Annotated in this window: 31 protein-coding genes, 2 pseudogenes and 1 other annotated feature; of the genes and pseudogenes, 10 read left to right on the forward strand and 23 right to left on the reverse strand. The window is 60.5% G+C overall.

Going from position 1 to position 26,418, the window contains the following annotated elements:
- Positions 1–120: 120 nt before the first annotated feature.
- Positions 121–1,098 (reverse strand): FHA domain-containing protein, encoded by a 978-nt coding sequence (locus tag DL891_RS07775; RefSeq protein ID WP_232819059.1) that lies wholly within the window; start codon positions 1,096–1,098, stop codon positions 121–123.
- 2 nt (positions 1,099–1,100) lie between these two features.
- Positions 1,101–1,364: a hypothetical protein gene (locus DL891_RS07780; RefSeq protein ID WP_198668811.1), complete on the reverse strand. Its 264-nt coding sequence runs from the start codon at positions 1,362–1,364 to the stop codon at positions 1,101–1,103.
- 337 nt (positions 1,365–1,701) lie between these two features.
- On the opposite strand from DL891_RS07780, the gene DL891_RS07785 reads away from it, so the two are divergent.
- The 3 genes from DL891_RS07785 (at position 1,702) to DL891_RS07800 (ending at position 4,519) form a co-directional block, all read left to right on the forward strand.
- On the forward strand, positions 1,702–2,433 hold the full coding sequence (locus DL891_RS07785) for an AzlC family ABC transporter permease (RefSeq protein WP_111719852.1): 732 nt from the start codon (positions 1,702–1,704) through the stop codon (positions 2,431–2,433).
- Positions 2,433–2,744: an AzlD domain-containing protein gene (locus DL891_RS07790; RefSeq protein WP_111719853.1), complete on the forward strand. Its 312-nt coding sequence runs from the start codon at positions 2,433–2,435 to the stop codon at positions 2,742–2,744. The genes DL891_RS07785 and DL891_RS07790 overlap by 1 nt, the downstream gene beginning before the upstream one ends.
- A 518-nt stretch (positions 2,745–3,262) precedes the next feature.
- A complete protein-coding gene (locus tag DL891_RS07800; RefSeq protein WP_232819060.1) occupies positions 3,263–4,519 on the forward strand; it encodes a phosphatidylserine/phosphatidylglycerophosphate/cardiolipin synthase family protein in 1,257 nt (418 codons plus the stop codon).
- Positions 4,520–4,766: 247 nt separating this feature from the next.
- Here DL891_RS07800 and DL891_RS07805 read toward each other — a convergent pair whose 3' ends face one another.
- The gene (locus DL891_RS07805; RefSeq protein WP_111719855.1) at positions 4,767–5,033 is read right to left on the reverse strand and encodes a Rho termination factor N-terminal domain-containing protein; all 267 of its coding nucleotides are present in this window, start codon (positions 5,031–5,033) and stop codon (positions 4,767–4,769) included.
- A 259-nt stretch (positions 5,034–5,292) separates the two neighbouring features.
- Between DL891_RS07805 and DL891_RS07810 the strand changes: the two genes are divergently transcribed.
- A complete protein-coding gene (locus tag DL891_RS07810) occupies positions 5,293–5,703 on the forward strand; it encodes a DUF1801 domain-containing protein (RefSeq protein ID WP_111719856.1) in 411 nt (136 codons plus the stop codon).
- Between the two features lie 162 nt (positions 5,704–5,865).
- Here DL891_RS07810 and DL891_RS07815 read toward each other — a convergent pair whose 3' ends face one another.
- The 10 genes from DL891_RS07815 to DL891_RS17080 all read right to left on the reverse strand — a co-directional run bounded on the left by DL891_RS07815 (position 5,866) and on the right by DL891_RS17080 (position 15,339).
- Positions 5,866–6,246: a cupin domain-containing protein gene (locus tag DL891_RS07815; RefSeq protein ID WP_111719857.1), complete on the reverse strand. Its 381-nt coding sequence runs from the start codon at positions 6,244–6,246 to the stop codon at positions 5,866–5,868.
- Entirely contained in the window at positions 6,233–6,580 is a 348-nt protein-coding gene (locus DL891_RS07820) for a Dabb family protein (protein ID WP_111719858.1), read from the reverse strand. Before DL891_RS07820 ends, DL891_RS07815 begins: the two co-directional genes overlap by 14 nt.
- Before the next feature lie 55 nt (positions 6,581–6,635).
- Positions 6,636–7,820, reverse strand: coding sequence for an FAD-binding oxidoreductase (locus tag DL891_RS07825; RefSeq protein WP_111719859.1), 1,185 nt, complete (start codon positions 7,818–7,820; stop codon positions 6,636–6,638).
- A gap of 621 nt (positions 7,821–8,441) precedes the next feature.
- Positions 8,442–9,188, reverse strand: coding sequence for an SDR family NAD(P)-dependent oxidoreductase (locus DL891_RS07830; protein WP_111719860.1), 747 nt, complete (start codon positions 9,186–9,188; stop codon positions 8,442–8,444).
- Positions 9,189–9,201: 13 nt separating this feature from the next.
- Complete coding sequence (locus DL891_RS07835; RefSeq protein ID WP_157962439.1) at positions 9,202–9,408, reverse strand: hypothetical protein; 207 nt, start codon at positions 9,406–9,408, stop codon at positions 9,202–9,204.
- Between the two features lie 20 nt (positions 9,409–9,428).
- Positions 9,429–10,883, reverse strand: a complete 1,455-nt coding sequence (locus DL891_RS07840) for an amidase (protein ID WP_111719862.1) — start codon at positions 10,881–10,883, stop codon at positions 9,429–9,431.
- Between the two features lie 48 nt (positions 10,884–10,931).
- The gene (locus DL891_RS07845; RefSeq protein ID WP_111719863.1) at positions 10,932–12,593 is read right to left on the reverse strand and encodes an ATP-binding cassette domain-containing protein; all 1,662 of its coding nucleotides are present in this window, start codon (positions 12,591–12,593) and stop codon (positions 10,932–10,934) included.
- Complete coding sequence (locus DL891_RS07850; protein WP_111719864.1) at positions 12,521–13,753, reverse strand: substrate-binding domain-containing protein; 1,233 nt, start codon at positions 13,751–13,753, stop codon at positions 12,521–12,523. The genes DL891_RS07845 and DL891_RS07850 overlap by 73 nt, the downstream gene beginning before the upstream one ends.
- A 23-nt stretch (positions 13,754–13,776) precedes the next feature.
- Complete coding sequence (locus DL891_RS07855; RefSeq protein ID WP_157962440.1) at positions 13,777–14,703, reverse strand: ABC transporter permease; 927 nt, start codon at positions 14,701–14,703, stop codon at positions 13,777–13,779.
- A gap of 492 nt (positions 14,704–15,195) precedes the next feature.
- Positions 15,196–15,339 carry a hypothetical protein gene (locus DL891_RS17080; RefSeq protein WP_157962441.1) on the reverse strand — a complete coding sequence of 48 codons (144 nt, stop codon included), beginning with the start codon at positions 15,337–15,339 and terminating at the stop codon, positions 15,196–15,198.
- Here DL891_RS17080 and DL891_RS17085 point away from each other — a divergent pair.
- Together DL891_RS17085 and DL891_RS07865 are read left to right on the forward strand one after the other, a co-directional pair.
- Complete coding sequence (locus tag DL891_RS17085) at positions 15,329–15,574, forward strand: hypothetical protein (protein WP_157962442.1); 246 nt, start codon at positions 15,329–15,331, stop codon at positions 15,572–15,574. The genes DL891_RS17080 and DL891_RS17085 overlap by 11 nt on opposite strands.
- A 702-nt stretch (positions 15,575–16,276) precedes the next feature.
- Positions 16,277–16,957, forward strand: coding sequence for a hypothetical protein (locus DL891_RS07865; protein ID WP_111719867.1), 681 nt, complete (start codon positions 16,277–16,279; stop codon positions 16,955–16,957).
- Between the two features lie 352 nt (positions 16,958–17,309).
- On the opposite strand, the gene DL891_RS07870 is transcribed toward DL891_RS07865, so the two are convergent.
- Positions 17,310–17,984 carry an SRPBCC domain-containing protein gene (locus DL891_RS07870; protein WP_111719868.1) on the reverse strand — a complete coding sequence of 225 codons (675 nt, stop codon included), beginning with the start codon at positions 17,982–17,984 and terminating at the stop codon, positions 17,310–17,312.
- Positions 17,985–18,030: 46 nt separating this feature from the next.
- A complete protein-coding gene (locus tag DL891_RS07875) occupies positions 18,031–18,426 on the reverse strand; it encodes a helix-turn-helix transcriptional regulator (RefSeq protein WP_111719869.1) in 396 nt (131 codons plus the stop codon).
- Between the two features lie 146 nt (positions 18,427–18,572).
- Here DL891_RS07875 and DL891_RS07880 point away from each other — a divergent pair, with 146 nt between their 5' ends.
- Complete coding sequence (locus DL891_RS07880; protein ID WP_232819062.1) at positions 18,573–18,755, forward strand: DUF1801 domain-containing protein; 183 nt, start codon at positions 18,573–18,575, stop codon at positions 18,753–18,755.
- A 37-nt stretch (positions 18,756–18,792) separates the two neighbouring features.
- Here DL891_RS07880 and arr read toward each other — a convergent pair whose 3' ends face one another.
- From arr to DL891_RS07910, 6 genes are all read right to left on the reverse strand, one after another.
- A complete protein-coding gene (gene arr, locus DL891_RS07885; protein WP_111719870.1) occupies positions 18,793–19,218 on the reverse strand; it encodes an NAD(+)--rifampin ADP-ribosyltransferase in 426 nt (141 codons plus the stop codon).
- Positions 19,187–19,438: a hypothetical protein gene (locus DL891_RS17320; protein WP_198668813.1), complete on the reverse strand. Its 252-nt coding sequence runs from the start codon at positions 19,436–19,438 to the stop codon at positions 19,187–19,189. Before DL891_RS17320 ends, arr begins: the two co-directional genes overlap by 32 nt.
- A gap of 154 nt (positions 19,439–19,592) precedes the next feature.
- Entirely contained in the window at positions 19,593–20,357 is a 765-nt protein-coding gene (locus DL891_RS07895) for an ABC transporter permease (RefSeq protein ID WP_111719871.1), read from the reverse strand.
- Positions 20,357–21,154 (reverse strand): ABC transporter ATP-binding protein, encoded by a 798-nt coding sequence (locus tag DL891_RS07900; protein WP_111719872.1) that lies wholly within the window; start codon positions 21,152–21,154, stop codon positions 20,357–20,359. Before DL891_RS07900 ends, DL891_RS07895 begins: the two co-directional genes overlap by 1 nt.
- Positions 21,151–21,510 carry a DUF1048 domain-containing protein gene (locus DL891_RS07905; protein WP_111719873.1) on the reverse strand — a complete coding sequence of 120 codons (360 nt, stop codon included), beginning with the start codon at positions 21,508–21,510 and terminating at the stop codon, positions 21,151–21,153. The genes DL891_RS07900 and DL891_RS07905 overlap by 4 nt, the downstream gene beginning before the upstream one ends.
- A gap of 2 nt (positions 21,511–21,512) precedes the next feature.
- On the reverse strand, positions 21,513–21,842 hold the full coding sequence (locus DL891_RS07910; protein ID WP_111719874.1) for a PadR family transcriptional regulator: 330 nt from the start codon (positions 21,840–21,842) through the stop codon (positions 21,513–21,515).
- A 131-nt stretch (positions 21,843–21,973) separates the two neighbouring features.
- Here DL891_RS07910 and DL891_RS07915 point away from each other — a divergent pair, with 131 nt between their 5' ends.
- Both DL891_RS07915 and DL891_RS07920 read left to right on the forward strand, forming a co-directional pair.
- Positions 21,974–22,321, forward strand: a complete 348-nt coding sequence (locus DL891_RS07915; RefSeq protein ID WP_111719875.1) for a helix-turn-helix transcriptional regulator — start codon at positions 21,974–21,976, stop codon at positions 22,319–22,321.
- 11 nt (positions 22,322–22,332) lie between these two features.
- Entirely contained in the window at positions 22,333–23,340 is a 1,008-nt protein-coding gene (locus tag DL891_RS07920) for an SRPBCC family protein (protein WP_111719876.1), read from the forward strand.
- 226 nt (positions 23,341–23,566) lie between these two features.
- Here DL891_RS07920 and DL891_RS07925 read toward each other — a convergent pair.
- A pseudogene (locus DL891_RS07925) lies at positions 23,567–24,793 on the reverse strand (IS3 family transposase).
- 356 nt (positions 24,794–25,149) lie between these two features.
- A complete protein-coding gene (locus tag DL891_RS07930; protein WP_111719877.1) occupies positions 25,150–25,554 on the reverse strand; it encodes a cupin domain-containing protein in 405 nt (134 codons plus the stop codon).
- 267 nt (positions 25,555–25,821) lie between these two features.
- Here DL891_RS07930 and DL891_RS07935 point away from each other — a divergent pair.
- Positions 25,822–26,300, forward strand: a pseudogene (locus DL891_RS07935) (transposase); the annotation flags it as partial.
- Positions 26,121–26,255 (forward strand) — a sequence feature (AL1L pseudoknot). (Overlaps the previous pseudogene by 135 nt.)
- Positions 26,301–26,418: the final 118 nt, after the last annotated feature.

Raw genomic sequence — 26,418 nt, forward strand, 5'->3', positions numbered from 1 at the left:
GCGGTCAAGTAAGCGGATGACGGCACGATGGGACCCTGGCCATTACGCACTCGGGTTCGGAACTCCGCGCAGGATCGGCACTGCCGTTCGTAGTCGATCGAATGATACTAGTGCGGAAAACTAGATCTCGAATTCGTCCGTTGGAGTGTGATCCGTGTTGGGCGCGGCGGCTTCCGCTGGCGCGGCAGCCGGTGGCGGGCTCTCGATGCGCCGGCTGGGCTGCGGTTTCTGGTCCGAAAGTTCACCGCCCTGTCGGCCGCCGTAAGGCCGCCCGTGGTCGGCATACTCCTCGCGGAAGAAACCCATCCGCCATTGCCCCATTTCCATCCGCGCGCCCGTTCGCAAGATCCGCCCACTCTCTTCCTGGCCCGCAAGCGGCTGTGTACCTCCTCCCACCTCGCCTCGCGCGTAGAGCACATATTCGTCATTGCCATCATGACGAATCTCGGCGTGCAAAGGCTCCAGACCCGGGAGTTGCAGATCGGCTGACGGCGACGATCCGATTGTGGTCACGTGTGGCAGCAGGTCAAACTCGCGCGGCTTCTGACCGTTCCAGTTCTCGGAACCGACGACGAAGATCAGCCGGGGGCGACCTGCCCCAGACGCATAGTGCGTCGTGGTGATCCTCCGGCGAATGCGGCGATCAAAGGTGGGCAGCAGCGGCAACAGCGTTGACGGTGGGAGCAGCGGCCCCGAGCGCTTGGTCGCCGCGGAGCGGCGAGGGCGCAGAAACGGAGCCAACGCGGTCCGGCTGCCGAGCCCGATATGCGAGGAGCCGGTGAGAAGCCGTTGGGTGGCGGGTGCCTGCACAGCGCCAAGCCGCGCGATCAAGCCGTCCGGACCAGACAGAGACACGGTGAGACCCCGCTCGGCCAGTGCCGCGGCGACACCGCGGAGATCTTTGAGTTTGACCGTTGCGGCCTGCGCAAAGAGTTCGGGCTTGGTCGAATAGATCTCGATGTCCATGCCACTGGCCGTGATGGTGCCGGTCATCTGTTCCGCCACCGAAGCAGCAGCGTCGGACGGGTCGGAAGGCGTGCCGTTCGGCTCCGTGAGTGAGAAAGCCAGGTCGATGTCTAGTCGAGTGGACGTGCTCATGGCTACGGGGCAAGCGGTTCGGTGCCGGAGCCCTCGCTCGTGGTGACCTTCAGGGTTCCGTTCAGCTTCCACGTGGCGCGCGGGGCGTCGGGTCCAACATCACGCGGCACCTCAACGGTCATGTCGACGAAGCTGTAGTTGATGACAGCACTCCTACCGGTGAGGTAAGACCACATTTCCTTGCCGAGGTCTGTCCAGTCCTTGATGTTGTGCACGTCGGGACCATCTGCGTTCGTAGCGGCTGTAGGGTTCTCGAGGTCAGTCACGGTTGCTTCCTTTTCGCTCGCATTCAGGAATCGGCCAGCCGATGACGTTTGCGCCCGCCGAGGGTAAAGCAACACTAGCTGAGGTGAGCGCCCCGGGGAAGCTTTTTTTGAGACATCTGTGACTTCCGCACTCGGCGATCGCTCAGACAATGAGCGACTGGCCGCGACCGGCATCCCCAGCGACAACACCCCCGGCGCGCTGGTCGGGTAGTCGTCATCGCGCACGATGCACCCGGAGTCGAACGGTACCCCCAGTAATGCGCACGCCACAACGTAGCGCCCGCATTGCGGTAGTTCGAATTCGACAGAACACCTCTGGTAACGACACACTGTCCACGTGAGATTTCGCGAATCACCCGCCGTCAAAGTCGCCTTGTCGATCGCGGTGGCAACGGGCCTGTACGCCATCTCGTTCGGGGCGTTGGGGGTGGCCAGCGGTCTGACCTTCTGGCAGACCGTGGCGCTGAGCGCCCTGATGTTCACCGGCGGCTCGCAGTTCGCCTTCATCGGCGTGATCGCCGGCGGCGGTGGCGGCGCGGCGGCCTTCGGCTCTGCGGCGCTGCTCGGACTGCGCAACACCGTCTACGGAATGCAGATGAATGCTCTGCTGGGCCCGTCGGGCTGGCGGAAGATCGCCGCCGCACACGTGACGATCGACGAATCCATGGCCACCGCATCCGGGCAGAACGATCCGATCGAGCAGAAGCGCGGCTTCTGGGTGGCCGGGCTGGGCATTTTCGTGCTGTGGAACCTGTTCACGGTGCTCGGCGCGCTGCTCGGCCAGGCGCTCGGCGATCCGAAGGCCTGGGGGCTCGACGGTGCCGCCGTCGCCGCGTTCCTCGCCCTGCTCTGGCCCCGGCTGCGGGCGCGTGAGCCGGTCGCGATCGCGGTGGTGTGTGCGCTGGCCACAGTGCTGGCGGTTCCCTTCGTGCCGCCGGGGGTGCCGATCCTGGTCGCGGCCGTCGTCGCCGGAGTCTGGGGCTGGTTCAGCCATGCGCCCGAGGATGAGGGTCTGGAACCGGATATCGAGCCGTACCCCCATGGATCTGACAGCAAGGAGGGGCGCTGATGTCATTGTGGTTCTGGGTGATCGCCGCCTGCGTGGTCGCGTTCGCCACCAAGCTGGTCGGTTATCTGATTCCGGCGAGAGCGCTCAAGAGCAAACGGATGTCCCGGGTCGCCGGAGCGCTGACGATTGGCCTGCTGGCGTCCCTCACCGTCGTGAATGCGGTGGCGAGCGGCACCCAGTTGACGTTCGATGCCCGCGTGGGCGCCCTGGTGGCCGCTGCGATCGCATCGCTGCTGCGCGCGCCTTTTCTCGTGGTCGTGATCGTCGGCGCCCTCGCCGCGGCCCTGCTGCGGCTGGCGGGCATGCCGTAGAGCTGCCGGACGTGCTCATCCGCCGGCCGCGCGCGGCTCTCCACGCTGGGCCGACGCTGTGTCGGCGCGAACCCGACCGGGTCGCCATCCGACCGTGGTCGAGCAGCCAGGGCGAGCACTGTCCGCAGCTATCACTATGTCTCACCGGCCAATCCGCGCACACACGGCCACTGGCCGAAGACCGGTTTCTCCCCACGCAAGGCCAGCCTGTCGATCTACGGGCTGAAGGATCTCCCGGAGGGCGCGAACCTGCTCCCCCAGCTCGGCACCTACACCGAGGGTGCGGGCTGCGTGTACGTCAAGAAGCTCGATGACATTGATGAGGACGTGCTGCGCCGCCTCATCAAGATCGCGTGGTCGCGCGGCGATGATCCGGACCCCGGAACGTAGCCCTACCACTGAAAAGCCCGCCAAAACTACGGCGATGCCGGCCGGCGCAACGCGACGGCGCTGAGACCGGAACCGTGAGGCAGGTCGGACGCGGAAGGTCACCCGCCGCAGGGCGATACACTCGGATAATGTTCCGGTTACCGCTGCGCACGGGTTACCGGATGGCGCGCCGGTTCAGCTTTCGGCTGTTCGGGGTGGTGATGGCCCTGCAGGTGGCAGTGGCGGCGGCTCTGGCCATCGCAGACGCCATCAAGAAGAAGGACCGTGTCAAGCGGTTTGGTTTTCCACATCCGGGATCCTTCGAGGCCACTGTCGATGACACCGTCACGACGCTGTACACCCGTGGCGAGAATCTGTACCGCGACATGCTCAAGGCCATCCGTGGCGCCCGCCATCAGATCCTTTTCGAAACTTACCTGTGGAAGTCGGATGAGGTCGGGCACGAGTTCCGGGACGCTCTCAACGACGCTGCGGCCAGGGGCGTGGATGTCTACGTCATTGTCGACTGGTTCGGAAACCTGGTGGTGCCGCGGTCGTTCTACCGCTTCCATCCCGATGTGCACGTGTTCCATTTCCCGCCGGTGCGCCTGTCGCTGTTGCTGTCGCCGCTGCGCGCGGCCGGGCTGACCCACCGCAAACTGATGGTGGTCGACAACGAGTTCGCGTTCATCGGTGGGTACAACATTGGTTCGCTGTACGCGACGGAGTGGCGTGACACGCACGTGCGGCTCTCTGGGCCAGCCGTCTACGAGCTGAGACATTCGTTCGTGCAGGTTTGGAATCAGCTCGCGGGCCGACGCGCCCCTCAGCTGTCACCGCACAATCCCACGCCGTGGGGCCCATCGCTTCGGGCCATCAACAACATCCCAGCGAATCTGGTGTACCCGATCCGGGCCGTGTACCTTGACACGATCAGTCGCGCGCAGGTTCACATTCACCTCACCACGGCCTATTTCATCCCCGATGAACAGATTCTCGCCGCCCTGATCGAAGCGGCGCGGCGAGGTGTGGATGTGCAGATAATGATTCCCGAAGAGTCGAACCACATCGTCGCGGACTGGCTGTCCCGCGGCTTCTACAGTGCACTTCTGAACGAGAACATCACTCTTTTGCTCTATCGGAACGCCATGATCCACGCGAAGACCATGACTATCGACGGTCACTGGTCGGTGGTGGGCACCACGAACATCGACCGGTTGAGTCTGCGGTTCAATTACGAGACCGTGTTGGAGGTGCAGGATCCCGCATTCGCCGCGAACATGGACCTCATCTTTCAAGCCGACCGCAATAACTGCCGGCGAGTGAACCGCGAGGAGTGGGAGGCCCGGCGCCCCGTGGCCAGGGCGGTGGAGAGCGCCCTCGAACCCTTGCGCAAGATGCTCTGATCCTCTTTGGCTTGCTCCGTTCGTCGGCCCGTGCATTGTGTCGTGAATCACGGAGTGGACCCGGGCGAGCCTCCCGGGCTTACGGGCATAGATCTCTGGAAACGGGACATGCACGCCGGCCTCGCGGGTGCCCGATCTCTACAGCTCTCACGGATCTGGGCGGCACGATCGAACTATCGCGGCGCTGAAGCCGGCGCCGGCGCCGGCGCCGGACAAGCACTTCACCTAGGAGTTTTCTTTGCCTCTACTAGTGGTGCCGTAACTGATCGATGAGTTCTGACTTCCTCTTCCCCGAGTATCCGCTCAGACCCAACTCCTTCGCCCGGCGGCGAAGATCCTCAACGGTCCAGTCCTCGTACGAACCAGATTCGCCACCCTTGCGCCCCACCTCGGACGCTCCACGATTTGCAATCGCATTGGAGACCCGCGCAGCTTTCTCCTTGGACGCACCGTCGTCGCGCAATTTCTCGTAGAGTTCCGGATCCTTCAGCGGTGAATTCTTCTGCCCAGGCATCGTTGCTCCTTTATCGTGTCTCAACCATTAGGCCTCTTCTGATCGGCGACGGCAAGGCTTTGAATCCGCAGGTCGTTGTTCAGCAGGAATTGGTTACAGCCTGGAGCAGAGCCCTTGCGGTGCACCCTATCGGTGCCAGCGCGGGAACAGGACTTCGTGTGCACGGATGCAAACCACGCCAGGCAGAACCGATGAACCAGGTCCTCATGATTCCAACTACAGTGAGTAACGTACGGCGCACCAGCGGAAGGAACAGACCATGAACACAACCTTCAGCAAAGAGGAAAAAGCTGCCATGCGGGCGGCAGCGGCCGAAGCGAAGGCCGCGAAGCAGGGCGCAGACTTGGAGGCGGCGTGCCTCACTGCAATCGCCGAGATGACGGGCACAGACAAGGAGTTGGCCGAGACCCTGCACCAGCTGGTCAAGAAGCACACCGCCCTGACCGCAAAAACTTGGTACGGAATGCCTGCGTACACGAACGCTGAAGGCAAGGTCGTGGTTTTTTTCCAGGCCGCTGCCAAATTCAAGGTGCGGTATGCCACCATCGGCTTCCAGCCGGACGCGAATCTCGACGACGGCAATTTCTGGCCGAACTCATATGCTGTGACCAAGTTGACCGCCGCCGATCAGAAGCGCCTGGTGGCACTGTTGAAGCAGGCCGTCAGCTAACGACGTGTTCGTCGGGCGAACTCCGACCGATGCCGCCGCTCAAAAGCACTGGCTGAATTGTCGACGGGCCACGTCGGCAAGCCAGCGCTTGTATCGGTCCATGTCCCACCCGTTCTGGAGAACGAGCTGCTGGTGGCTCTCAGGTAGCGGACTCGCGCTACGTCACCACGTTCTAGTCGGCGGCGACTTGATCTCCAGCCATACAGCGCCCTCGTCCCCTGCCTTCATGTGGTGGAGCACTCCGACAGGATGTCTGAAACCATCTCCTGGCGCGAGGTCAAAGGTTTCGCCGTCCACAACGGTCTGTGCGCGCCCACTCACCAGATAGCCGACACTCTCATGGTCGTGAGTATGCGGGTTAGAAGCCGCATTCGGCGGCATCGTCACCTCCAGAAGTATCATGTCCTCGCCCTCAGACAGAACTCTCACGTCGACCGGACCAGAGAGGGAGACTCCTTCTACCTGGGTGATGCGGTGGTGTTCGGCCCTTGCGTTCGGGATCACGATATGCTCGGCGGGGTTCAGAGCATCAGCGTTGTTCATGTGCACTCCTTGTTATTTTTGAGACGTCGTCGTGCGAAGTTTCCAGCGACAGATCGTCTCCGATGTCGCACGTTGCCATTTCGCGGATCATTTCCCGAACCTTCGATCCCACCTCGAGATGCGCCGGATGCGTCTGATACGCGCGGACGGCATCCGCATCGACGAAAGTCATCACGAAGCCCAGATCCCACGTTGTTTGCAACTGCACGGCGCTTGGTCCGCCGCGCACCTTAGTCAACCCCGGCACCTGACTCTCCAGAGATAGCACTTGAGCCGTCACGAACGGACTGTCCCCAGCCTGGCTCAGATTCATGAGAATCAAATGAGTGATCATCAATCAGTCCCAAACCTTTCGGAGACATCGTCGTCGAATTGGAGCTTCGGTCGAACTAGAGCTTCGGGGGCATAAAACGCATGGGCGAATACGCGTCAATGTTGAGATCAAGGTCGGTCTTGCCCGTGAGTGCGAGGTCAGCCGTGAGCTTTCCAGTAACGGCCGACAGGTGGATCCCCTTTCGGCCGTGTCCGGCAGCGATGAAGACATTGTCCAAGGCGGGAGTTGCTCCGATCATCGGCAGGAGGTCGACAGACATCGGTCGACCACCAGCGAGGTCTTTGACAATCTCCGCACCTTTGAGAAAAGGGAACATGGAAAGACCCGTTTCGAAAAGCAGGTCCGTGTCCTCCGGTAAGGCGTTGGTTTCATAGAGAGGGCGGATGTACGCATCCGTCGGGCGAAGCCCCCCGCCTGGTGCGGGGTCGGGCGTCGCGGCAAGCAGGTACTCTCCGTTCGGGTACTGCATGACAGCAATTCGCTCAATCACATGGTGCTTCAAGTCGTGGCCCCCCGGCACTCGAAGGATGTGCAGTTGGCCCTTCAAATTACAGATCGGTAGAGGAAACCCCAGCCAGACCGAAGCTACTGGAGTCCAGGACCCCATCGCCACGACAACGGAACCGCTGGAGATCTGGGTACCGTCTGCCAGTCGAACCCCGCTGGCGCGGTTCTTGTCCCAGTCGAGACCCAGAACCTCGCCAGTGACAAGCCGTGCCCCCATTTCTTTTGCCGCTGACATATACAGTCTCGAGAGTTTCCAGCCATCAATCTGAATAACAGAAGGAAAAATGTAGCCGCCGAGAACGTTCGACCCGAGGAGCGGTTCTTCTTTGATCAGGTCTTCTGCCTCGAACCACGTTCCACCACAGCCCGCGGCCTCTAGTTGTGAACCGTTCGTGTCATACATTTCCCTGACGTGTTGTCGGGAATCCTCGCTGAACGCGGGCGCAATGCTCGGCCGGTCGTTGAACCAGTGAGGTTCTTCCTGAAACTGCTCCAGATGCTCACGGTTTTCGCGGATGAGTCTGATGCTCTCAAGTCCGAGCGCGAGGTGATCGCCCCGGGAGAAGTCGCCACCGAACGCATTGAAGAAGCCGGGACCGTGTCCGCTCGCGCCTGCCGCAACATGCTCTTTCTCTACGACGATAACGTCAGCGCCGGCTTTGCTAAGGAAATAAGCGGCCGACGTGCCAATTACTCCCCCTCCAATGACTACGACATCAGCGGTGAGTTTCATCGAAGACCTCTCTATATGTGGCGGTCCCCCAGCGGGAAGCTCCGCGTCGAGACAAGACGCTCAATCAAACAACACGATAGTGTATACAATTTGCGTTCTTTTGAAGGCTACGTCACTCCTCACGAGCGCGTCAAGTACCCGACCTTGGCACGCCTGAATTCTTTGATGGCGTCCGCGTTGAGTGCGCCGACTTCCGCGTCATCGAAAGCGATCGATGAGTCAGCACTTCGACACATCCCACGAGTCTGAGTGTGCCCGCCGGCGGATCGAGCAGCGTGATCACGTTGAGACACGCCCGAATTTGCTTGTATCGGCAATCCTATTGCAAGAGCCACTCCCGGAGACTATCGCCTCCAGCCAGTCGACCTCAATGGAGCCGCGTCGAATCCGATTCGCGATCTGTCGTCTTATTGCTTCGGTCAGCGGCGTGCCGAAGTCCGCAGCGAATAACCGCCTGCGCACCAGTTGGAGCAGCAAAGCTCATTCCACATTCCCGTATCAGCAGCACTCGAATTGTTCACAATATGTGATTGCGCCGCATGACTAGTCATTGTCAGGGTGGAGTCGTCATGTCTTCCATCTGCCGGCAGACACGAATTGCCATCTGACACCGATGCTTCGTCAGACTGCGGAATAGCCGCCATCCAATATGATCGACTGCCCCGTCATGTAAGCGGAGGAATCCGAGCCAAGATAAAGAATTGCACCGACCATGTCCTCAGGCGTGCCTTGTCTCCGCATGGGGATGCGGGCTTCTAGCGCTGTGCGAGCAGCGATCTGATCGTCCTGCTGAGACCAGAACGAGTCATTGAATGGCGTGTCGACCCATCCTGGGCAGAGACAGTTCGCGCGAACCCCAGTTGGAGACAGTTCGTCGGCGAGAGCCCGAACAAGGTTTACAAGGCCCGCCTTGGACGCACTGTAGGCAAAGGCACCGGCGGTCCCGCGATATGCACCGGTGGAGGACGTGAATATCATGCTCGCAATAGAAGACTTCTTGAGATGTGGTGCCGATGCTTGGGCCAGAAGAAAAGGCGCACGGAGGTTGACCGCAATGGTCCTATCCCAATCGTCCAGGCTCCAATCCTCCAGTGGCGCCACCCTGAGCAGACCCGCGCTGCTAAAAACCACGTCTAGTTCGCCCGCCCCAAAATCTACAGCGGCGGCGACGGCCTCGAGCACATTCGCCGGCACGGCCAGGTCGCAGTGCATTGCGGCAGCTCTTCCCACGCCTTCTTCGCGAACGGCTGCGTTTGCAGCTTCGAAATCAATATCTGCGAGCAGCACCGAATCTCCGCGTTGACGAAAAGCCCTCAGCGCCGCGAGTCCTATTCCTGTCGCTCCTCCAGCGATCAATACATTTGCCATCAGACGAACCCTTTCATTCCTTTGTGTTCTCGTGAGTACGACGAGCGTCCTTCAGGACCGTGCCATGAGGCTCGGGACGGAATTCCAAAACGGGTTCCTCGTCGCGCACGGCGACGTCGTACAGCGCATCGACGGCTGCGCGCAGTTTCGGGTAGGAGGCCGCTAGGGTTTCGGTCTCTTCCGAAGTCAGATCTAGACCAGAAGCAGCAAGCAGTGACACTACCGTGTCGTACGCCGAGCTCATGACACTCGACCCCGTGACTTGGAGGTAAGGCCGGTCTGCATACCGATAGCATCTTGGATCCGGGAGGAACCGACGGGTGGGATAGCACTATGCCATTCTGTTGCCCCTTGGAAAGCATCCGCAATTGCCAAGACGAGTGGATCCGCCATCAGGTCTCCGGCCACCTGCATCGCTAACGGAAGTCCGTTCATGTCAAACCCTATGGGTATTGATATGGCCGGGTTACCCGTGGCGTTCCAAACAGGGGTATTGACTTGCGCTACAAGATCGTCGAATGACGCAATCGGCAGCGACGGGGCGGTGCCTGACACCGTTGCTGAAATCACCGCATCGACCGTATCGAACAAGTGACCCACGGCCTGCTGCCCGATCCGGCGCACGCGCTGGGCCTGAACGAAGTCAGGGCCGGAAACCAATGAACCAGAAGCGAGCGTCATTCTCGTGTCGCGGCCGTACAGATTCCAGTGCTCCTGCAGATTGCGACGATGATATGCGAAAGCTTCAGCCAATTCTCCGACCATCGTGCTCGTCGTGAGTTCGTCATAATACGGGATGTCAACATTGACGACTTCTGCACCGAGATTCCGAAGAACATCGACTGCGGCATCCATATGTTCTCGGAGTTCGACGTCAGCAAACGAGTCGCGTGCCGACCGCTCTCGCCGGTGTACACCCAGCCGGAGGCCGTCCAGTGTTCCGCCAAGCCGAGCAGTGAAGTCTGGCAGCGCAGAACCCGGCTCGGACCCGTCACGTTCATGGTTGCCTGCGATCTGCGTCAGGATGATCGCGCAGTCACGGGCGCTACGAGCGATTGGCCCAACGGTGTCGTAGCTGAATCCGAGCGGTATCGTGCCATCGCGAGGAACCAAACCAAACGTCGGCTTCAGCCCGGTGACTCCACAGAACGCAGCAGGAATCCGAATGCTGCCAGCAGTGTCCGTTCCCAGAGCTCCGAAAAAGAGGCCTGCCGAGACTCCGCTTGCACTTCCTGAGCTGGACCCTCCGCTCCACCTGGAGATATCCCAAGGGTTGCGGGGAACCGGAAATCCGTGAGAGCTGGTGGGTAGGCCGATTCCAAATTCCATCAACGTTGTTTTACCGACAATGATGGCACCGCCAGTGCGCAACCGAGATGCCACCACGGAATCAGGCTCATTCCCGACACCACCGCGTCGCACCGCACTCTGAGCGAGGGCAGTGGTTTCACGCGTCACAATGTTGTCTTTGATGGCGAGTGGGATACCGTGCAAGGGACCACGGTCTATTCCGCTGGCCAGTTCTTCATCCGCTTTCTCTGCCGCGGCGAGCGCCTCGTGATCGAAACGCGCTAGGAAAACTCCCAGTGTCTCGTCCAAGTCGTCGGCGGCGGCTAGCACTGCCTGCGTCAATCTCAAACTGGTCGTCTCGCCGCGCCTCAGCGCCTCCGCGCCGGAGGATATCGACAGCATCATCTCTGTGGCCGCTCTGCCGTGTTCCGGCGCCGCGCGACGTCAGAGGGCTCACTGCGGCGCATTGGACTCAGAGCCCGATGAAAGAATCGCTCGCATACAAAGACTCTGGTCATCAACCGCGGTGTCAAGGTCTGCGACGACCCTTCCGTGGGAGAGCACAAGCACCCGGTCTGAAGCATCCCACACCTCATCAACATCCTGTGAGCACACAATGGTGGCGCAACCATTTCGGGCAGACTCCCGGATAAGGTGAAAAATTTCGGCTCGCGCCCCAACATCGACACCGGCCGTCGGCTCGTGCGCAATCAACATTTGAGGGTTCTGCTCGAGAATTCTCGCGACCAGAATCTTCTGTTGGTTTCCTCCACTGAGGTTTGCAACTTTGCGGCTGGGGTCTGTCGGCGTGATGCGATATTTGCGGATTTGCTCTTTGGTGACCGCATCGAGCTTACGCAGATTGACTCGCGACAACAGCTGGCGACCTCTGATGTTGGTGAGCTCAGTAATCGCGAGGTTCTCCTGTACCGTGAGTACACCAGCGACCCCATTGATGAGCCGGTCCCCTGGAATCAAGCCAATTCCGTGACGCAAAGCTTTGCTTGGCGTCATGTCGTCCAGGCGAAACTGCTCGTCACCAACTCTCAATTCTCCCGCACGCAGCGGTATGTGTCCGACCAACGCATATGGCAGAGTATCGACGCCGGATCCCGCGAGCCCCGTGATTCCGAGGACCTCGCCGTCGTAGCCACTGAACCGAGTGTCCCGGAGCGGCCCAGCGTCCACTCGCACCGCGAAGGTCGCGCGCTTTTCCTTGTCGCCCGCTGCGGGCGGAGGTGTACTGCCGAGGTCAGGCAACTCCCCCATCGCCAAGCTCACAAGTGAATCCGTGGTGACCTGTGGAGCTAGCAGCTTCCCCGCTACCTGTCCGTCCCGGATCACCGTAACGACGTCGCACAGTTTCACCACCTCATCGAGTCTGTGGCCGACGAAGAGAATGCCCCAGCCGTCATCGCGGAGTCGTTGGATCGTGGAGACGACAGTTTCTGAATCGCTTGGTCCTAAGCGCGCGGTCACTTCGTCCAGAATCAGCACGCCGGGCCCGGTCCCGCCCGAGCGCTCAATATCATAGAGCGCCCGAGCGAAAGCGAGTATCGACTTCTCCGCTTCGGTCAGGGTGGAAGCGAGCTTCGTGACGTCCACGTTCAGTCCGAGTCGGCCGAGAATCCGGTGGGCCATGTCTCGCCCAGTGCGTTTCTCGATGTGCCACAACGCTGACGTCGGGTAGTGCCGCGCGAGAACATTGTCAACGATGCTGAGCGAGGGAGCGATGCCAATGTCCTGATGGACAACCCCGATGCGTCCCGCCGCCAGGTGAGCAGACGAAACCGGCAAGTGAAGTTCTTCTCCTCCAGCGAGTAACTTCGTAGTCTGCTCCGGCCGGTAAATCCCAGTGAGAATCTTGACGATGCTCGATTTACCAGAGCCATTCTGGCCCACTAGGCCATGCACACTCCCTGCGTTGAGATGAAGGGAAACTCCCTGCAGTGCATGAGTCTCCCCGAATGTTATTCGGGCATCACGCAATTCAAGTAGCGGCTGGTCCGGTGATCCCACTGGAGACGGCACCCCTGCGGGGCTCAACCAGCCAACCCCCACATCTTCAAAAAGCCCTCGGTCATCAACGTCTCGAGCTCTGGGCCGCCGTACCATTCCTGGGTACCAGCAGTCTTCTCATCGATCGTCAGTCCCTTCACGTTGTCCTGTGTGAACAAACGCAACGGAATCCAATGGGTCACGGGCTGTTCGCCTGCCATCAAACGGAGCGCCTGATCGGCGAACGCCCAGCCCTGCCATCCCATGTCAGACCCAATCTCGACAACCACCTCTTTGCCGTCTGCGAGGTCCTTCATCTGCGCAACGTTAGCGTTCTGAGTGATGATCTTGATATCTGTGCCGGCGAGGGCCGGGCGGATGAACGGTGTCATGCTGTCGAAGTTGACAACAACGTAGCTGATGTTCGGATTCGCCACCAACTTTGCCTGCACGGTAGCTTGCAAATCCGTCGCCCACTTGGCAATGGGAACATTGACCACTTCGGCGGTGCAGGTATCACAAACAGACTTCACAGCGTCAACCGGGCCTTTGGCGAGCAACTCGCCCTGCGCCACGTCAAGCGTCGAGACGACAAGAATGCTTGTCTTCCCCTTGCCCAGCGTCAGCACGGCGTCGCCGAACAACTCGCCCTCTTTGGAGGCCGAATTAGCGACAACGGCGGACGCACCTGGGGGGATGGGGCTGTCGGGGTCGAGGTTGTCACCGATGATCACCGGAATGCCGGCGGCTTTCGCCTCAGCCATTTGAGAGCCGATAATCGCTGGGCTCGGGCCGTCCGCAATGATCGCCCCTGCGCCAGCACCGATGGCCTGAAGCATGCACTGGCTGATGCTGCTGGGGTTACCCTTCCCATCGCAGACCGACATGCCGACCCCGGCTTCGGCAAGCGCGCCCTTCATGACATCGCCAACAACGTGGAAGAACGGGATCGAATAGTCGAGAACCACGTACCACACGGTTTTGCCGGCCAAGCCTTTAACACTGAAGTCTGGGCCAGGAGCGTCGAACTTTGTGATCGCCTTCTGCGCTTCGACAAAGCGTGCCTCCGCCGCTTTCACTGCGGCGGCGACAGTTGCCGAATCACTGGACTGTCCTGGACTGTTATCAGTGGGCGTGCCACTACAGCCCGCAAGAATTAGCGAGGCCGCTGCCGCGAGGGCGATCACAGCCAAACGCTTGGTGCGAGGCTTGGTTGTCGAAACCTCACCGACTTCTTTGCTCTGCAGAAGTCGATTGTGGATTTTTAGCATGTTCATTGCCTCTTTCAATTATCGCGTGACTAGTCGCGCTCTCCGGTGATTCGACGTCGTGCAACAGTGAATCCAGCGACCGCTAGCACCAGCGCTCCGCCGTAGAACACGTCCGTCACCCAGCCACTCAGGCCAAGAATTTGAAGTCCGACGATCCCTGTCGTGAGGAAGTAGATAGCGACGACTGTTCCCCAAACATTGAACTTGCCGATGGTGAAGACAACTGTGCTGAAAAAGGCTGCGGCGAAGGCGGGCAGAAGTTGGGAGCCCGACAGACCTGGGGTTATCCCACCCTGACTGGCCACCGCTGCTATGCCCGACAGGGATGCAAGGAGCGCACCGCCAACATATGCGCCGTAGCGGAGGCGATCGGTGTTGATTCCCACGAGCTTGGCGGCTTTCGGCGCTTGTCCGGTGAAGGTCATCTGTCGGCCGAGCGGAGTCGACTGAAGCACGTAGGCGAGGATCGCGGCGACCACAAGAATGTAGAAGACGGAGAGTTGAACTCCGAACACTCGAAACGTGAATGCAGCGGTGAACTCCGAGCTAAGCCCCGACAAAGTCTGGGATCCGCTGATGAGCGTTGCGATGCCGTCGATCAGTGTCGCCATTCCCAGTGTCATGATGATCGAGTTGAGTCTGAGCCCCACTACGAGGAACGCGCTGGTCAGCCCGATGATGAGTGCAGACAACACACCCAATGCGATCGCGGACCACAGCGACCACCCATAAATGGTAGTCATCGTTGCAATAATCGTTGACGTGAACGCAGCATTTGCCGCTACCGAAAGGTCAAAGTCGCCCACCACGAGTGTGGGAACGATGGCGATCGCGAGGAATACGAGGGGGCTCTGCGAATTGAGGATAGCAAAGAGGCTTCCTGCGGAGAGGAATGCATCCGGGCGCAATGCGCCGAAAATGATGATGAATCCGATCCAGGGCACAAAGATCGCCACCCGATGCAAGCCGAGGCGGGAAAGCTGGCGGCGTACAGTATTGGGAGATGACCCATCCGACAGGAGAATTGTTTCGCGCGACCCGTTCGCTTGGTGTGCTGCTGGAACGCCACGAGTTTTTCCACCGAATCCCGCGCCCGAGCTGGACAGACCTCGCACCGCAACACTGAGAAACGATGAGTTGGGAGTGTCCGAAGAAACAGCCATGGGGCCTACCTTTCCGTCAGCACTGCGATGTACCCTGCCTCGGATTGTATACTGTTCGATTTTCCAATGTCAACGATGACCGGCCAATGGATTCTCCTTTCTCGTCGTCTACACCAGCGGCTTCTCTAAGTGATGTGAGGCATTTTGTTGCGGACGATTCCTCGGAGTCCAGTATCGAATCGCCTGCAGCGCTCTAAGTACCCGCATCAAGACGCGACAATTGTATGCGATCGCCTACCGGGCAGATTCTCGCGCCCCTCGGACGGCTTCTACCGCCGCCACCGACTATCCGGTCGCGCGCACCGACGTGTGCGGACCCTCCGGCGACGTGAGCGTCACCGTCGCCGACATCGTCGCCGCGAGCGGGATGTAAATGTCGTAGAAGGTGGGTCCGACCTCTTCACGGAAGGCGAAGCGGATGCCGCTCAACGGCGGTCGTGGTGGGAAGGGGATCGGAAGCGGCAGCCCGCCGTCGCGCCGGATCGCGGGCAGCTCGCCGGGCCCGCGCACCGCGCCGACCGGCACTCACTCGGCGCCGATCCCGGCCGGTGGGGGCATCGGGTTGAACACCGCGGAGATCTCGACGGAGGTCGTCGACCGCTCGGTGAACTCGACGATCACGTCCGCGTCGAGCGTCGCCGCGCACTTCACCGAGCCCGTGTAGGTGGTCCGCAGCTTGAGGTTCCTGTCCGGAGGTTCTCGGGCGGCTGGCCGAATAAGAGCGCCCGCGGCAGGTGAGCGGGGACAACCCGCTCTGCACCACAGGATCTCGTTACAGATCGCTTCCAGGTCAACTTCCTTTTGCCGTTCGAAGGCTTCGACGCGTCATCGCTGCCCACTGATCTCGAGACATATACCGGGTACCGAGATCGGACCATCGCATCCATCGCAGCGCGGAATCGTCGCATCGCAAACCTCGGCAGCGCGTCCTAACGCGATAAGTTCGCCCGGGTGTAAGCACCGCACTTTGGGCATCACTTCGGAAACCACCATTGGCGTCCTTTTGGCTCATCGACACCGTGTTGCGGCATGAGCGGCAGCGAGCCTGGGTGTAACCCATGGTGCCGATCACCACCTCCTCACCGAAGGCACTGCACTCGGATGACAGAAATGTGACTATTGCATTCCTACTCGCCATGGGCGTAACTTCAGTGCTAGAGATCCCCTCTCCCGCAACCGAAGCAGCGCAATGACGAGAATTCGATTGGTTCTACCGACACGCAAGCTGGCTGGCATCGCCATCGTTGCTCTCTTCGTCTCGTGCATTCTCGCAGGTTGCACCTCAGGCGACTCGAGCGGGCCACCTCCGGATGATCCTGCTCGGCCCCCGCCCGACGACGGGTGCACGGCGGACTGGCCGAGTCGAGTGCTGACAACATCCGATGACCCCGAGGAGCAGTCTTACCTGAACGCAACTCCGGCGTGCACTGACGGGAGCGAAACCGTCATTGTCAATAATTCTGAAGCCGTCTGGTACTTCATCAATGTTTCCGGTGGAGGACTCCCGATCCTATCGAGCGGCGAAGATGCGGCATCCTTCCGGGAATTCGTTGGGTCCAGCCTATCCCTCTCTTCCTCCATCATCGTCCCGACTGAGATGCTGCGGATGCCAAGTCAAGCGGAAAACGTGGCGTGGCATATTGACCGTGAACTAACCAAGACGTGGCTGGCTCACGAGGTGTACCTCGCGACATTCGAGAAGTACTCGATGGCGCTGAAACGGCAGGCGCTCACCAACGGTTCCAAGAGCAGAAAAGCCGTATTCGACTGCACAATGGCATATTGGGAGTTGGTACGGAATGGAGTGCCTTTAACCCAATCTGTCGAGTCCGAGAACCAGGTACTCGACCTATTCAGCATCGCGGCTGGGGGTGGCTCGTGCGCTTCCTCATGGAGGGCCGCGGAATCAGAAGCGGGGAACGTGCGATTTCCCACATGGCTTGATGATGTGGCCAAGGCGGGCAAGATCGCCGAGAATGTCACAAAAGTGCACACCAGTTGGCAGTGGGTGCAAAGACTTTGCGTAGCTATTCCAAAGTTTTGCTGATCGTAAAGTTGTCGAGACTCCCTACCTGAACCGAGTGGAGAGTGCGCCCGACGATCCCCACGCGCTCATCCAGGCGCCACCGTATGATCCTTGAGTTTCCGGGGCGCAGCGGTGCGCAAAGCGATCCAAATCACTTCATGCATTGCATAGTTTGCCCGATACTGGTCTCCTTCTCGTCTGCGACTATTCTCTCTTGCAAGATTCCTGACTCGCGATCTTTTCCATCAAAGAAAGAGCCAGCTACGACCGCGCCAGTACCCACGGGAGAGCTCCATCGACCCGACTTGATTCGGAACTGGACTAGATCGTGAGTGTGCCGCTGCTCCTCAACGGTGCGCCGGGCTGCCGCACGCTACATCGGGGGCGGAGCGATCTCGCCGGTGTACATGCCGTAGGTGGTGTTCGCCGCGGCCTTCGCGACCGCGGGGTCGGCTCCCGAACGCTCGTGCACGTCGGCCCAGGCATCCGCCGAGGCGCGCATGAAGGCCTTGCCCTCTGGACTTGCGACCCACGCCTCGGCCATCTCCGGCGTGATCCCGTCCTGACCGCCGGCGTAGTACTGCGCGAGGCCGAGCAGTCCGGAATCCCAGCCCATTCCCGTTGCGGATGGTCCGAACTGCTCCCAGAAGCCCTCCGGAATGCTGTCGACCGCCGCAACATTTTCGAGCTCGAAGCGGGTGGATGTCGCATCCACCGCCGTCAGCCGAATGTGCACGATCGCGGGCTCACCCTGGCCCATGCCCCAGGTAACCGAGTATTCGGCGGAGCCTCCACTCGGCGGAACGCAGTGGCGGATCTCGCCGCCGGCGTTCCCCTCAAATTGATACGTGCCGCCCACGCGCAAATCTCCGGTGATCGGCAAGAACCAACGAGGGATGCGATCGGCCGAGGTCACTGCATCCCACACATCCTCGATCGGGGAGGGGTAGGTCTGACTGAGTGTCTGCACGTATGAGCGCACGCCGTCCACATCTCTGGTCTCGAGCCCGCGTTCGACGGCGTCGATCTGGGCATTTACGTTCACCATGTCGGTCTCCTTCTTTCTGGGGTTTGTTCGAGCGAGGGTTCGTTCGTCAGGGTTTATTACAAATGGTCTCGTCGTCGTCGTCGTGGGCAGCGACACTGGATCTCGGTGGACCCGCTCTCCTCTGCGCGAGGCGCTCGCGCGCAAGTTCGGTACCCAGCGCATCGAGCTTCGGCTGCCAGAAACCGCGGAATGCGTCGAACCACGCGTTCGCCTCCGCAAGCGGAGTCGGGTCGACCGCGTAGAGCCGCCGGGTGCCTTGGGAGCGCACCGTGGCGAATCCGGACTCGCGGAGCACCCTCAGATGCTGCGAGACCGCGGGCTGGGAGATCCCGAATTCGCTCTGAATGACGCTGCCGAGGTCTCCCGCGGACTCCTCGCCGTCAGCAAGCAGCTCGAGGATGCGCCGGCGGACCGGATCACCGAGAACATCGAGTGCGTGCATGCACCAATAATTGCATCGTGACTTATATTAGTCAAGGGTTAAATGGCGAGACGTCGCTCGGTGAAGTGGGGAATGGCGTATCACGGAGTCGGCGACGGATGGTGCTTCAGTAGTGGAGCGCTCGTAGTGGAGCCTTCGTTGGCCACATGAAGGTCATGTTCGTGAACGGCGTGACGCTCGATCCGGTACCGCCGGTGACGCCGGTGGGGATGGGCAAGGCGACGCGGGGTGTGGAACTCGAGTCCGTGGGCGAGCTCGACGAAGCTCAAGTCGCGGTCTGGATGAGACAGACTACGTCCGTACCGGGAGTGGGCGGCAAGAAGCGCTGACTATACCGACCCGCATCGACCATGCGAAATGGGCCACTCAGTCGTAGATGATAGCAAGCCCGCGACGTTGCAACTCTGCGAGACCATCTCGCATTGCCTTCACTGTTTCCGGTGGATGGCCAACCCAATCTACAAGTTCACCGACGACCTTCACTGGCTCTCGCGTTCGAAATGACATGGTTGGATTCCCAGGGAACTTCTTATCGGTCACATTGGGATCATCCTCAAGGGCGCCCATTGGTTCCACAAAGTAGATGCGCCCCCGACCCTCTCCCCCCGCCAACTCGGCTCCCCAGGTTGCGGCGTCGAGAGTCTTCGTCACGTAAACGTGATTCGAGATCCGTCCCGACTCAAAGTTTGAGGCACGACCGGGGACTATCAGTTCGCCCACCGCAAGGTCTGCTTTCGTACCGTGCAAGAGCGATCCGGACTCATGAACTGCAAAGGGTTTCGGCTCGCTCATTGTGTATCCCTCCGATTCGAACTCGCACTTTAGCCGCTTGGTCTCGCATCGCGTGCCGCAGGGAGATCACACCATTACCGAACCTGCGATGATCCAGCAGCTCGTGCTCATTCCAGAACGCGTGCACTTCTTCATTCGGCTCGGACCGGTCGAAGGAGCCGTCCTCATCCTCGAGATAGCCGTCGAGTGAAATGTTACCTGCGGAGATCAGCGTGCCCATGGGCGCCTTCTTTCGAAACAGTGACTACTTTCTACAGCGTTAGTGGGCCACAGACAAGAACATTCACGGTGAGAATCGGGCACGCGAGCCCAGAAACTGCCTTGTGGATCGCAATCGAAATCCACGGATCACTGACTGCTGAGAAAGTTCACACTCACCTGAATCGGCGGCGGTAGACAACAGTCGCTACGGTGTACGCGACAACAAGAATCCCGACGAGCCAGGCGAGCGAGATCCAGATGTCACCTCCCAGCGGCTGCTCGGCGAACAGTGCACGGATGCTGTTGACGATCGATGTCACGGGTTGGTTCTCCGCGAACCAGGCGACCGGCCCGGGCATCGACGTGGTTGGCACGAACGCCGAGCTGATGAACGGCAGGAAGATGAGCGGATAGCTGAACGCGCTCGCGCCGTCGACGGATTTCGCTGAGAGGCCTGCGATCACGGCAAGCCAGGTCAGTGCGAGAGTGAACAGGATCAGTATCCCCGCCACCGCGAGCCATGCGGTCACGGATGCTCCGGTCCGAAACCCCATCAGGAGTGCGACACCGACCACGACCGTGATCGACAGGATGTTGGCAGCAAGCGACGTCAGGACATGCGCCCACAGCACACTCGACCTCGCGATCGGCATGGACTGGAAGCGCTCGAAGATTCCGCTCTGAAGGTCGAGAAACAGGCGATACGCCGTATAGGCGATTCCGGAGGCGATCGTGATGAGCAGGATCCCGGGGAGCATGTAGTTGATGTACGACTCGTCGGAACCGGTGGTGATCGCGCCGCCGAGCACGTACACGAACAGAAGCATGAGTGCGACGGGAGTGATCACCGTCGTGATGATCGTGTCTGGGCTGCGAAGTATGTGGCGCAGCGAACGACCGGTGAGAACTCCGGTGTCGCCGAGCGCGGAGGTGGTCATCAGCTGGCCTTTCGCTGGATTGTCTCGCCGCGGCTGTCACCGACGAGGGCAAGGAAAACGTCTTCGAGCGATGGCTGCTTCTCGACGTATTCGACTTCTACCGCGGGGAGGAGCTTCTTGAGCTCGGCGAGGGTGCCGTTCTGGACGATCACGCCCTCGTGCAGGATGGCGATGCGGTCGGCGAGATGCTCGGCCTCGTCGAGGTGTTGGGTTGTCAGGAGCACTGTCGTGCCCTGATCGGCGAGCTTTCGCACGACCGGCCACACCTCGATCCGCGCCTGCGGGTCAAGGCCCGTCGTCGGCTCGTCGAGGAAGATGATCGGGGGATCGCCGATCAGGCTCATCGCGATGTCGAGTCGGCGGCGCATTCCGCCCGAGTACGTCGACGCCGCGCGGTTTCCGGCCTCAGTGAGTGCGAAGCGTGCCAAGAGGTCCTCCGCGATGGTGCTCGGGGCACTCAGGTGGCGAAGCTTGGCGACCAAAACCAGGTTCTCTCGACCGGTGAGCACGTCGTCGACGGCCGCGAACTGGCCGGTCAGGCTGATCGACTCGCGCACCTTGTCGGCGTCCATAGCAACATCGAATCCGTTCACGGTGACGGTGCCGGCATCCAAGGCCAGCAACGTGGACAGGATTCGGATGAGCGTCGTCTTGCCCGCTCCGTTGGATCCGAGCAGCGCGAAGATGCTGCCGCGCGTCACCTCGAAGTCCACGCCGCGGAGCACGTGCACGTCCTTGAATGCCTTTTTGATGCCGTGCACCCGGATGGCTGGAGTATCGGGTGCAGCGCTCGTCATTGGCCCTGCTCCTCTATCGCGTGGTCGATGGAGTCCGCCAGTCGGGCTCGCTCCTTGCGGATCCAGCTGCCGCCGGCGTAGTTGTCGAGAAATGCCTCCGCGAACTCGGACGGGTCATCCCCCACGAGTGCGCGAATCGGCGTCGCGTCGGCGACGCTCTGTTCGAGCAGGTCCGCCAGATCGTTGAGCATCAAGATGAGAGCCTTACCGTCGTCACTCGGGCCCATGTACATGAGGTAGCGCTCGAGTGCCTTGGCCGCCTCGCGGTAGCCGGGGGGAAGTCGCTTCACACGCGACTTGTATTCCAGATAGCTTTTTTTGTCGCCGAGATCACCGACGATTTTTTCGATCCACATCATCACTTTCCTTCCTGTCGGAGCTGTTCCAGTCGTTCTGCAAGGAAGCTCCACGTGTTCCAGAATTCTTCGAGGTACTCGCGGCCCTGGGCGTTCAGCGTGTACACCTTGCGCGGCGGGCCTTTTTCGGAGGGCTCCTTGGTCACGTCCACGTAGCCGCGCTGTTCAATCCGGATGAGCAGCGCATACACGGTTCCCTCGACGAGGTCGGTGAACCCCTGGTCGCGCAGCTGCGCGGTGATCTCGTAGCCGTGTGCGGGTTGCACGGCGAGGATGGCGAGCACCATGCCTTCGAGCGTGCCCTTGAGCATCTCGGTCATCTGCTTGCCCATGGATTCCCTCCCCGCACTAGTCAGCGCTACTGAGTACTAGTAGATAGTACCACTGACTAGTAGGAGCGCAGGAGAAGACTTGAGATATCTATCCTTGCGCGCTGGATCTAGTCAGTATAAAGTACAACCAAATGGTTGTAGATGAGTTGACAGACGATGAGGTGAACCGCATCTTCCGCGCACTCGCAGACGCGACGCGGCGCGATATCGTGCGGCGATCACTCGTGTTCACCCTCTCCGTGTCAGAACTCGCCGACGCCTATGACATGTCATTCGCGGCAGTTCAGAAGCATGTCGCTCTGCTGGAGGAGGCGGGGCTGGTGTCCAAAGAGCAGCGGGGACGCGAGCGGATAGTTCGGGCAGATCTCGAACGTATCCGGCGCGCACAGCGCTATCTCGACCACTTTGAGCAGATCTGGCGCTCACGAACCGATCGTCTTGATGCATTGCTTGCTGAAGATGAAACCACCTCCCACTAGAAAGGCCCGCTATGCCTGTCACCTCCGTCGACAAGGACCTCGACCACCTCACCCTGACCGTTGTCGCCGATTTCAACGCGCCGCTGGGTCGACTTTGGAATGCGTATGTTGACCCACGGCAGATAGAGCGTTTCTGGGGGCCGCCCACCTATCCGGCGACTTTTCTGCGGCATGACGCCGCCACCGGCGGCCGCAGTATCTACCTCATGACGGGGCCAGAAGGCGACGTCCACTATGGATGCTGGGAGTGGACTTCCGTCAACGCCCCCGAGGCGTTTGAGGTGGCTGACTCCTTCGCGAATGAGAAGGGCGAACCCAATAGTGAGCTTCCCACCATCAGGATGACTTTCGCCTTCGAGGAGACCGAGAACGGTTCTCGGCTCGTCATGACCTCATACTTCGACTCACTGGACCAGCTCCAACAACTTGTCGAGATGGGAATGGACGAAGGCACGCGCGAGGCCATGGCCCAAATCGACACCGTGCTCGCCGACCTCGCCTCTTTTGCATCAGATCGAGCGGTGGAGGCACAGCTGCTCAGTGACACCCAAGTGCGGGTGGCTCGCGTCATCCGCGGCACCATCGACCAGGTGTGGAACGCTCATAATGACGCCGACCTGCTAAGGAAGTGGTTGCTGGGGCCGGATGGCTGGACGATGCCCGTGTGCCAGACCGCCGCACACGTCGGCGACAGTTATCGATACGAGTGGGAGAAGGAGGGTGGTGGCGGTCGTTTCGGCTTCACGGGCGAACTCCTCGAATCGGAAAAACCTCACCGGTCTGTCACCACAGAAGCGATGATCGGAATGGACTTCCCTGCGACGCTCAACGAACTCACGCTCACCCCCGTCGAGGACGGCACGCTACTTTCCCTCATCATCACTTACGCAGACATCGAACAGCGAGATGCCGTCCTGGCCACAGGAATGACCGAGGGGATGGAGACGAGCTACGCCCGGCTCGAAGAAACTCTGGTCGCAAAAGGTTCTCGTGGCGGCCGCAGCGAAGTTAGGTCTTGAACCGTTCGCGAACGTCATCACTGGTGTGCCGCCGCAACGCGTGCCCACCGCGCCAAGCGCAGCTTTGTCGAGGGCTCGGATGCAAGTACAACCGAACTGTTCCTAGTCACGCAATTTTGCCGCGCCGTATGGCTATATGCGGGGGGACGATGTCTAGTCTGCTATCGAGAAACATTCGTTCGCCATGACGCGTGGGTCTGCTGCACGGATAGGTGACAGTTTGTAGTCACGCAGCCAGTGCGGCTGGCATGTTCATAATGGCCTCGAACTCGACCGGGGTCAAACGGCCAAGGCGCGGCTGGCGTCGGCGGTGGTGGTAGGTCCGCTCGATCCAGGTCGCGATCGCGATGCGCAGTTGTTGCCGGGTGGTCCAGGAACGGCGATCCAGGACGTTCTTCTGCAGCAGGCTGAAGACCGATTCCATCGCGGCATTGTCCCCGCACGAGGCGACTCTACCCATTGATCCGACCATGCGATGACCGGCAAGAGCGCGCAGGAACTTCCGGCTTCGAAATTGAGATCCTCGATCGCTGTGAACAACGCAGCCGGCGACGCCACCGCGCATCGTTACGGCGTTCTCCAGCGCGTTCACGGCCAGTCTCGACTTCATGCGGGAGTCGATCGAGTAGCCGACGATCCGGTTCGAGAACACGTCCTTGATCGCGCAGAGGTAGAGCTTGCCCTCGGCGGTCTTGTGCTCGGTGGGGGCACCTCCCGCCGGAGGCTCCCGGCGGGGGAATGTCGGTCAGCCACAGCAGGTTTGCGCCGGGCGCGGTGAACTCGTGCCGGATCCTCCCATTTTCGTCGGTAATGGTGCAGAGATCATCATGGACCGCGGGGCCGGGCTTCGTGCCGTTTCGGTCCCGCTTCTTCCCGAACGCGCTCCACCAGCCATTCTCTGACGCGATCCGCCACGCGGTCCGATCCGCCATCGCCTCGCCGGCGTCGCGGGCCTCGTCGGCCAGGAGCCGGTGCCCAAACTCCGGGTCGTCCGGGTGCGCGTCGAGCAGCGCGTTGGCACGATACGCCCAGGCCACCTCGCTGGGCCTGATGGGGGCAGCCAGCCACCGGTAGTAGGGCTGGCGAGCAAGACCCCGGACCCGGCACGTCACCGTGACAGGGATCCTGTCCGCGGCGAGCTCAGTCACGAGCGGGTAGAACCTTTTCCCGGGAGGTTCGCCTGCGACAAATACGCTGCCGCCCGCCGCAGCACCTCGTTCTCCTGCTCGAGCAACCGGATCCGCTTGCGTGCTTCGCGGAGCTCGGCCGACTCGGTGCGGGATTGGCCAGGTTTGCTTCCTTCGTCCACCGCGGCGCGTTGCAACCACTTCTGCAACGTCATCGGATGAACACCGAAGTCTTTCGCGATCTGCTCGATCGTCACACCGGGTTCACGGTTCCGGGCGACGCGCACGACATCGTCACGGAACTCTCGGGGATAGGGCTTTGCCATAATGACATCCTTCCAGCCCGCCTTCTCGAGCAAGCCAACTCAGATGTCACCTATCCGTGCAGCAGACCCATACCAGAAGCCGAATGACCAGCTGAACGATGGTGTGGGTGCCTACTGTCTCGTGTGTTCTAACTTGAGGCATTAGGACGTTTTGAGTCAACCTAGTTGAGGTATTTGGCCTTTTCGGTTCAGGTCAGTTGAGGCACTTACGAGTGCACCACCACCAAGAGCGGAAGGCGAAGTACGTCGAACCGAAGCACACATGGCCACTCCGCTCTGCCCGCAGAGGATCCCGTATCGAGACTACGCACAGGGAAAAGGCCCGGCATTATCTGCCGGGCCTCATCTTCCAAGGCTTAATGGTCTTGGTCAGCCTGCGTATCGTGCACGGTGCCGTGTGCGTGTTGCGGTGGCGCGTAAATGCTGTACACCTTCATCGACTCGTCACCGATGTTGGTGATGTTGTGCCACGAACCCTTCGGCACGAGAATCACCCAGTCGTCTGAAACCTCTTCGTCGAACGTCAGGTTGTCTTTGGACGGGCCCATCTGCACGCGTCCGCGGCCCTGCTCAAGACGAAGGAACTGATCAGTATCGGAGTGAACTTCAAGCCCAATGTCACCTCCAACAGGAATCGACATGACAGTGAGCTGGAGTTTCTTACCAGTCCACAACGTGCTACGAAACTTATCGTTCGCAACCGTTGCATCCTCAATGTTCACAATGTAAGGGTTTGGTCCATGGTCGGTGAAATCAGTCATCTCTCGTCCTTGGCAGTCGTCCGATGAAGTTACAGTCTGGCTATTTCATACTGACACTGAACTGCAATCAAGTCTAGCTAGGTTAGACAGCGGGGGCAGGAGCTGGGCACCTGCCGAGGGATCCTTGAATGTATGGGAAACCAGCGGGGCCCACTCAAAGGCTCAGCGTCGCGCGGCGTGACGCTTGCGCTGACTAGGCAAGAGCCCCAGCAGTGAAGTGCCCCGGTTTTGTTGGAGGCTCCTAATCTTGGAAACGAGGATGGAGCGATGGTGTCGAAGCAGGAATTTGGGAAGCCGACGGGACGTCGGTATTCGCCGGAGGAGAAGGCTGCCGCGGTTCGGATGGTGCGGACGCTGCGGGCGGAGCTCGGGACCGACCATGGGACGGTGCATCGAGTCGCCACGCAGCTCGGGTACGGCGTCGAGTCGGTGCGGATGTGGGTGAAGCAGGCTGATGTCGACGACGGTCACGTCGTCGGGGTCAGCACAGCTGAGGCCCGCCGGGTGCGGGAACTCGAGCAAGAAGTCCACGAGCTGCGACGAGCCAACGAGATACTCAAGCGAGCGGCGTCTTTCTTCGGGGCGGAGCTCGACCGCCAACACTGGAAGTAACCGCGTTCATCGACGCGAACAAGCACGATGTCGTCGAGGGGCGTCCGCTCGGAGTCGAGCCCATCTGCAGGTTGGTGCAGGTGGCTCCGAGTACCTACTATGCAGCCCGTGATCGCGCCCCGTCGGAGCGCGCAGAACTTGAATTCATCAGTCACCTCATAGTCGTTCAGCGGTGGGGGTCCTGCCGAATCGCGCTTCGGGCAACCTTGACACTAAGCCTACTTGTTCTCCACAATTGAGGGCTTAGTTGCA

This window comes from Homoserinimonas sp. OAct 916, from assembly GCF_003260275.1.
Lineage (GTDB): Bacteria > Actinomycetota > Actinomycetes > Actinomycetales > Microbacteriaceae > OACT-916.

What these genes read in the sequence shown, in the direction of transcription:
- DL891_RS07910 (WP_111719874.1), bottom strand. Translation starts at nt 21,842, where the DNA reads ATGGGCAAGCAGATGACCGAGATGCTCAAGGGCACGCTCGAAGGCATG.
- DL891_RS17085 (WP_157962442.1), top strand. Translation starts at nt 15,329, where the DNA reads ATGCCGCTCAACGGCGGTCGTGGTGGGAAGGGGATCGGAAGCGGCAGC.
- arr (WP_111719870.1), bottom strand. Translation starts at nt 19,218, where the DNA reads ATGAGCGAGCCGAAACCCTTTGCAGTTCATGAGTCCGGATCGCTCTTG.
- DL891_RS07920 (WP_111719876.1), top strand. Translation starts at nt 22,333, where the DNA reads ATGCCTGTCACCTCCGTCGACAAGGACCTCGACCACCTCACCCTGACC.
- DL891_RS07905 (WP_111719873.1), bottom strand. Translation starts at nt 21,510, where the DNA reads ATGTGGATCGAAAAAATCGTCGGTGATCTCGGCGACAAAAAAAGCTAT.
- DL891_RS17320 (WP_198668813.1), bottom strand. Translation starts at nt 19,438, where the DNA reads ATGGGCACGCTGATCTCCGCAGGTAACATTTCACTCGACGGCTATCTC.
- DL891_RS07850 (WP_111719864.1), bottom strand. Translation starts at nt 13,753, where the DNA reads ATGAACATGCTAAAAATCCACAATCGACTTCTGCAGAGCAAAGAAGTC.
- DL891_RS07775 (WP_232819059.1), bottom strand. Translation starts at nt 1,098, where the DNA reads ATGAGCACGTCCACTCGACTAGACATCGACCTGGCTTTCTCACTCACG.
- DL891_RS07900 (WP_111719872.1), bottom strand. Translation starts at nt 21,154, where the DNA reads ATGACGAGCGCTGCACCCGATACTCCAGCCATCCGGGTGCACGGCATC.
- DL891_RS07820 (WP_111719858.1), bottom strand. Translation starts at nt 6,580, where the DNA reads ATGATCACTCATTTGATTCTCATGAATCTGAGCCAGGCTGGGGACAGT.
- DL891_RS07840 (WP_111719862.1), bottom strand. Translation starts at nt 10,883, where the DNA reads ATGATGCTGTCGATATCCTCCGGCGCGGAGGCGCTGAGGCGCGGCGAG.
- DL891_RS07875 (WP_111719869.1), bottom strand. Translation starts at nt 18,426, where the DNA reads ATGCACGCACTCGATGTTCTCGGTGATCCGGTCCGCCGGCGCATCCTC.
- DL891_RS07870 (WP_111719868.1), bottom strand. Translation starts at nt 17,984, where the DNA reads ATGGTGAACGTAAATGCCCAGATCGACGCCGTCGAACGCGGGCTCGAG.
- DL891_RS07790 (WP_111719853.1), top strand. Translation starts at nt 2,433, where the DNA reads ATGTCATTGTGGTTCTGGGTGATCGCCGCCTGCGTGGTCGCGTTCGCC.
- DL891_RS07805 (WP_111719855.1), bottom strand. Translation starts at nt 5,033, where the DNA reads ATGCCTGGGCAGAAGAATTCACCGCTGAAGGATCCGGAACTCTACGAG.
- DL891_RS07810 (WP_111719856.1), top strand. Translation starts at nt 5,293, where the DNA reads ATGAACACAACCTTCAGCAAAGAGGAAAAAGCTGCCATGCGGGCGGCA.
- DL891_RS07800 (WP_232819060.1), top strand. Translation starts at nt 3,263, where the DNA reads ATGTTCCGGTTACCGCTGCGCACGGGTTACCGGATGGCGCGCCGGTTC.
- DL891_RS07895 (WP_111719871.1), bottom strand. Translation starts at nt 20,357, where the DNA reads ATGACCACCTCCGCGCTCGGCGACACCGGAGTTCTCACCGGTCGTTCG.
- DL891_RS07930 (WP_111719877.1), bottom strand. Translation starts at nt 25,554, where the DNA reads ATGACTGATTTCACCGACCATGGACCAAACCCTTACATTGTGAACATT.
- DL891_RS07825 (WP_111719859.1), bottom strand. Translation starts at nt 7,820, where the DNA reads ATGAAACTCACCGCTGATGTCGTAGTCATTGGAGGGGGAGTAATTGGC.
- DL891_RS07915 (WP_111719875.1), top strand. Translation starts at nt 21,974, where the DNA reads ATGGTTGTAGATGAGTTGACAGACGATGAGGTGAACCGCATCTTCCGC.
- DL891_RS07845 (WP_111719863.1), bottom strand. Translation starts at nt 12,593, where the DNA reads ATGGTACGGCGGCCCAGAGCTCGAGACGTTGATGACCGAGGGCTTTTT.
- DL891_RS07880 (WP_232819062.1), top strand. Translation starts at nt 18,573, where the DNA reads ATGAAGGTCATGTTCGTGAACGGCGTGACGCTCGATCCGGTACCGCCG.
- DL891_RS07830 (WP_111719860.1), bottom strand. Translation starts at nt 9,188, where the DNA reads ATGGCAAATGTATTGATCGCTGGAGGAGCGACAGGAATAGGACTCGCG.
- DL891_RS07815 (WP_111719857.1), bottom strand. Translation starts at nt 6,246, where the DNA reads ATGAACAACGCTGATGCTCTGAACCCCGCCGAGCATATCGTGATCCCG.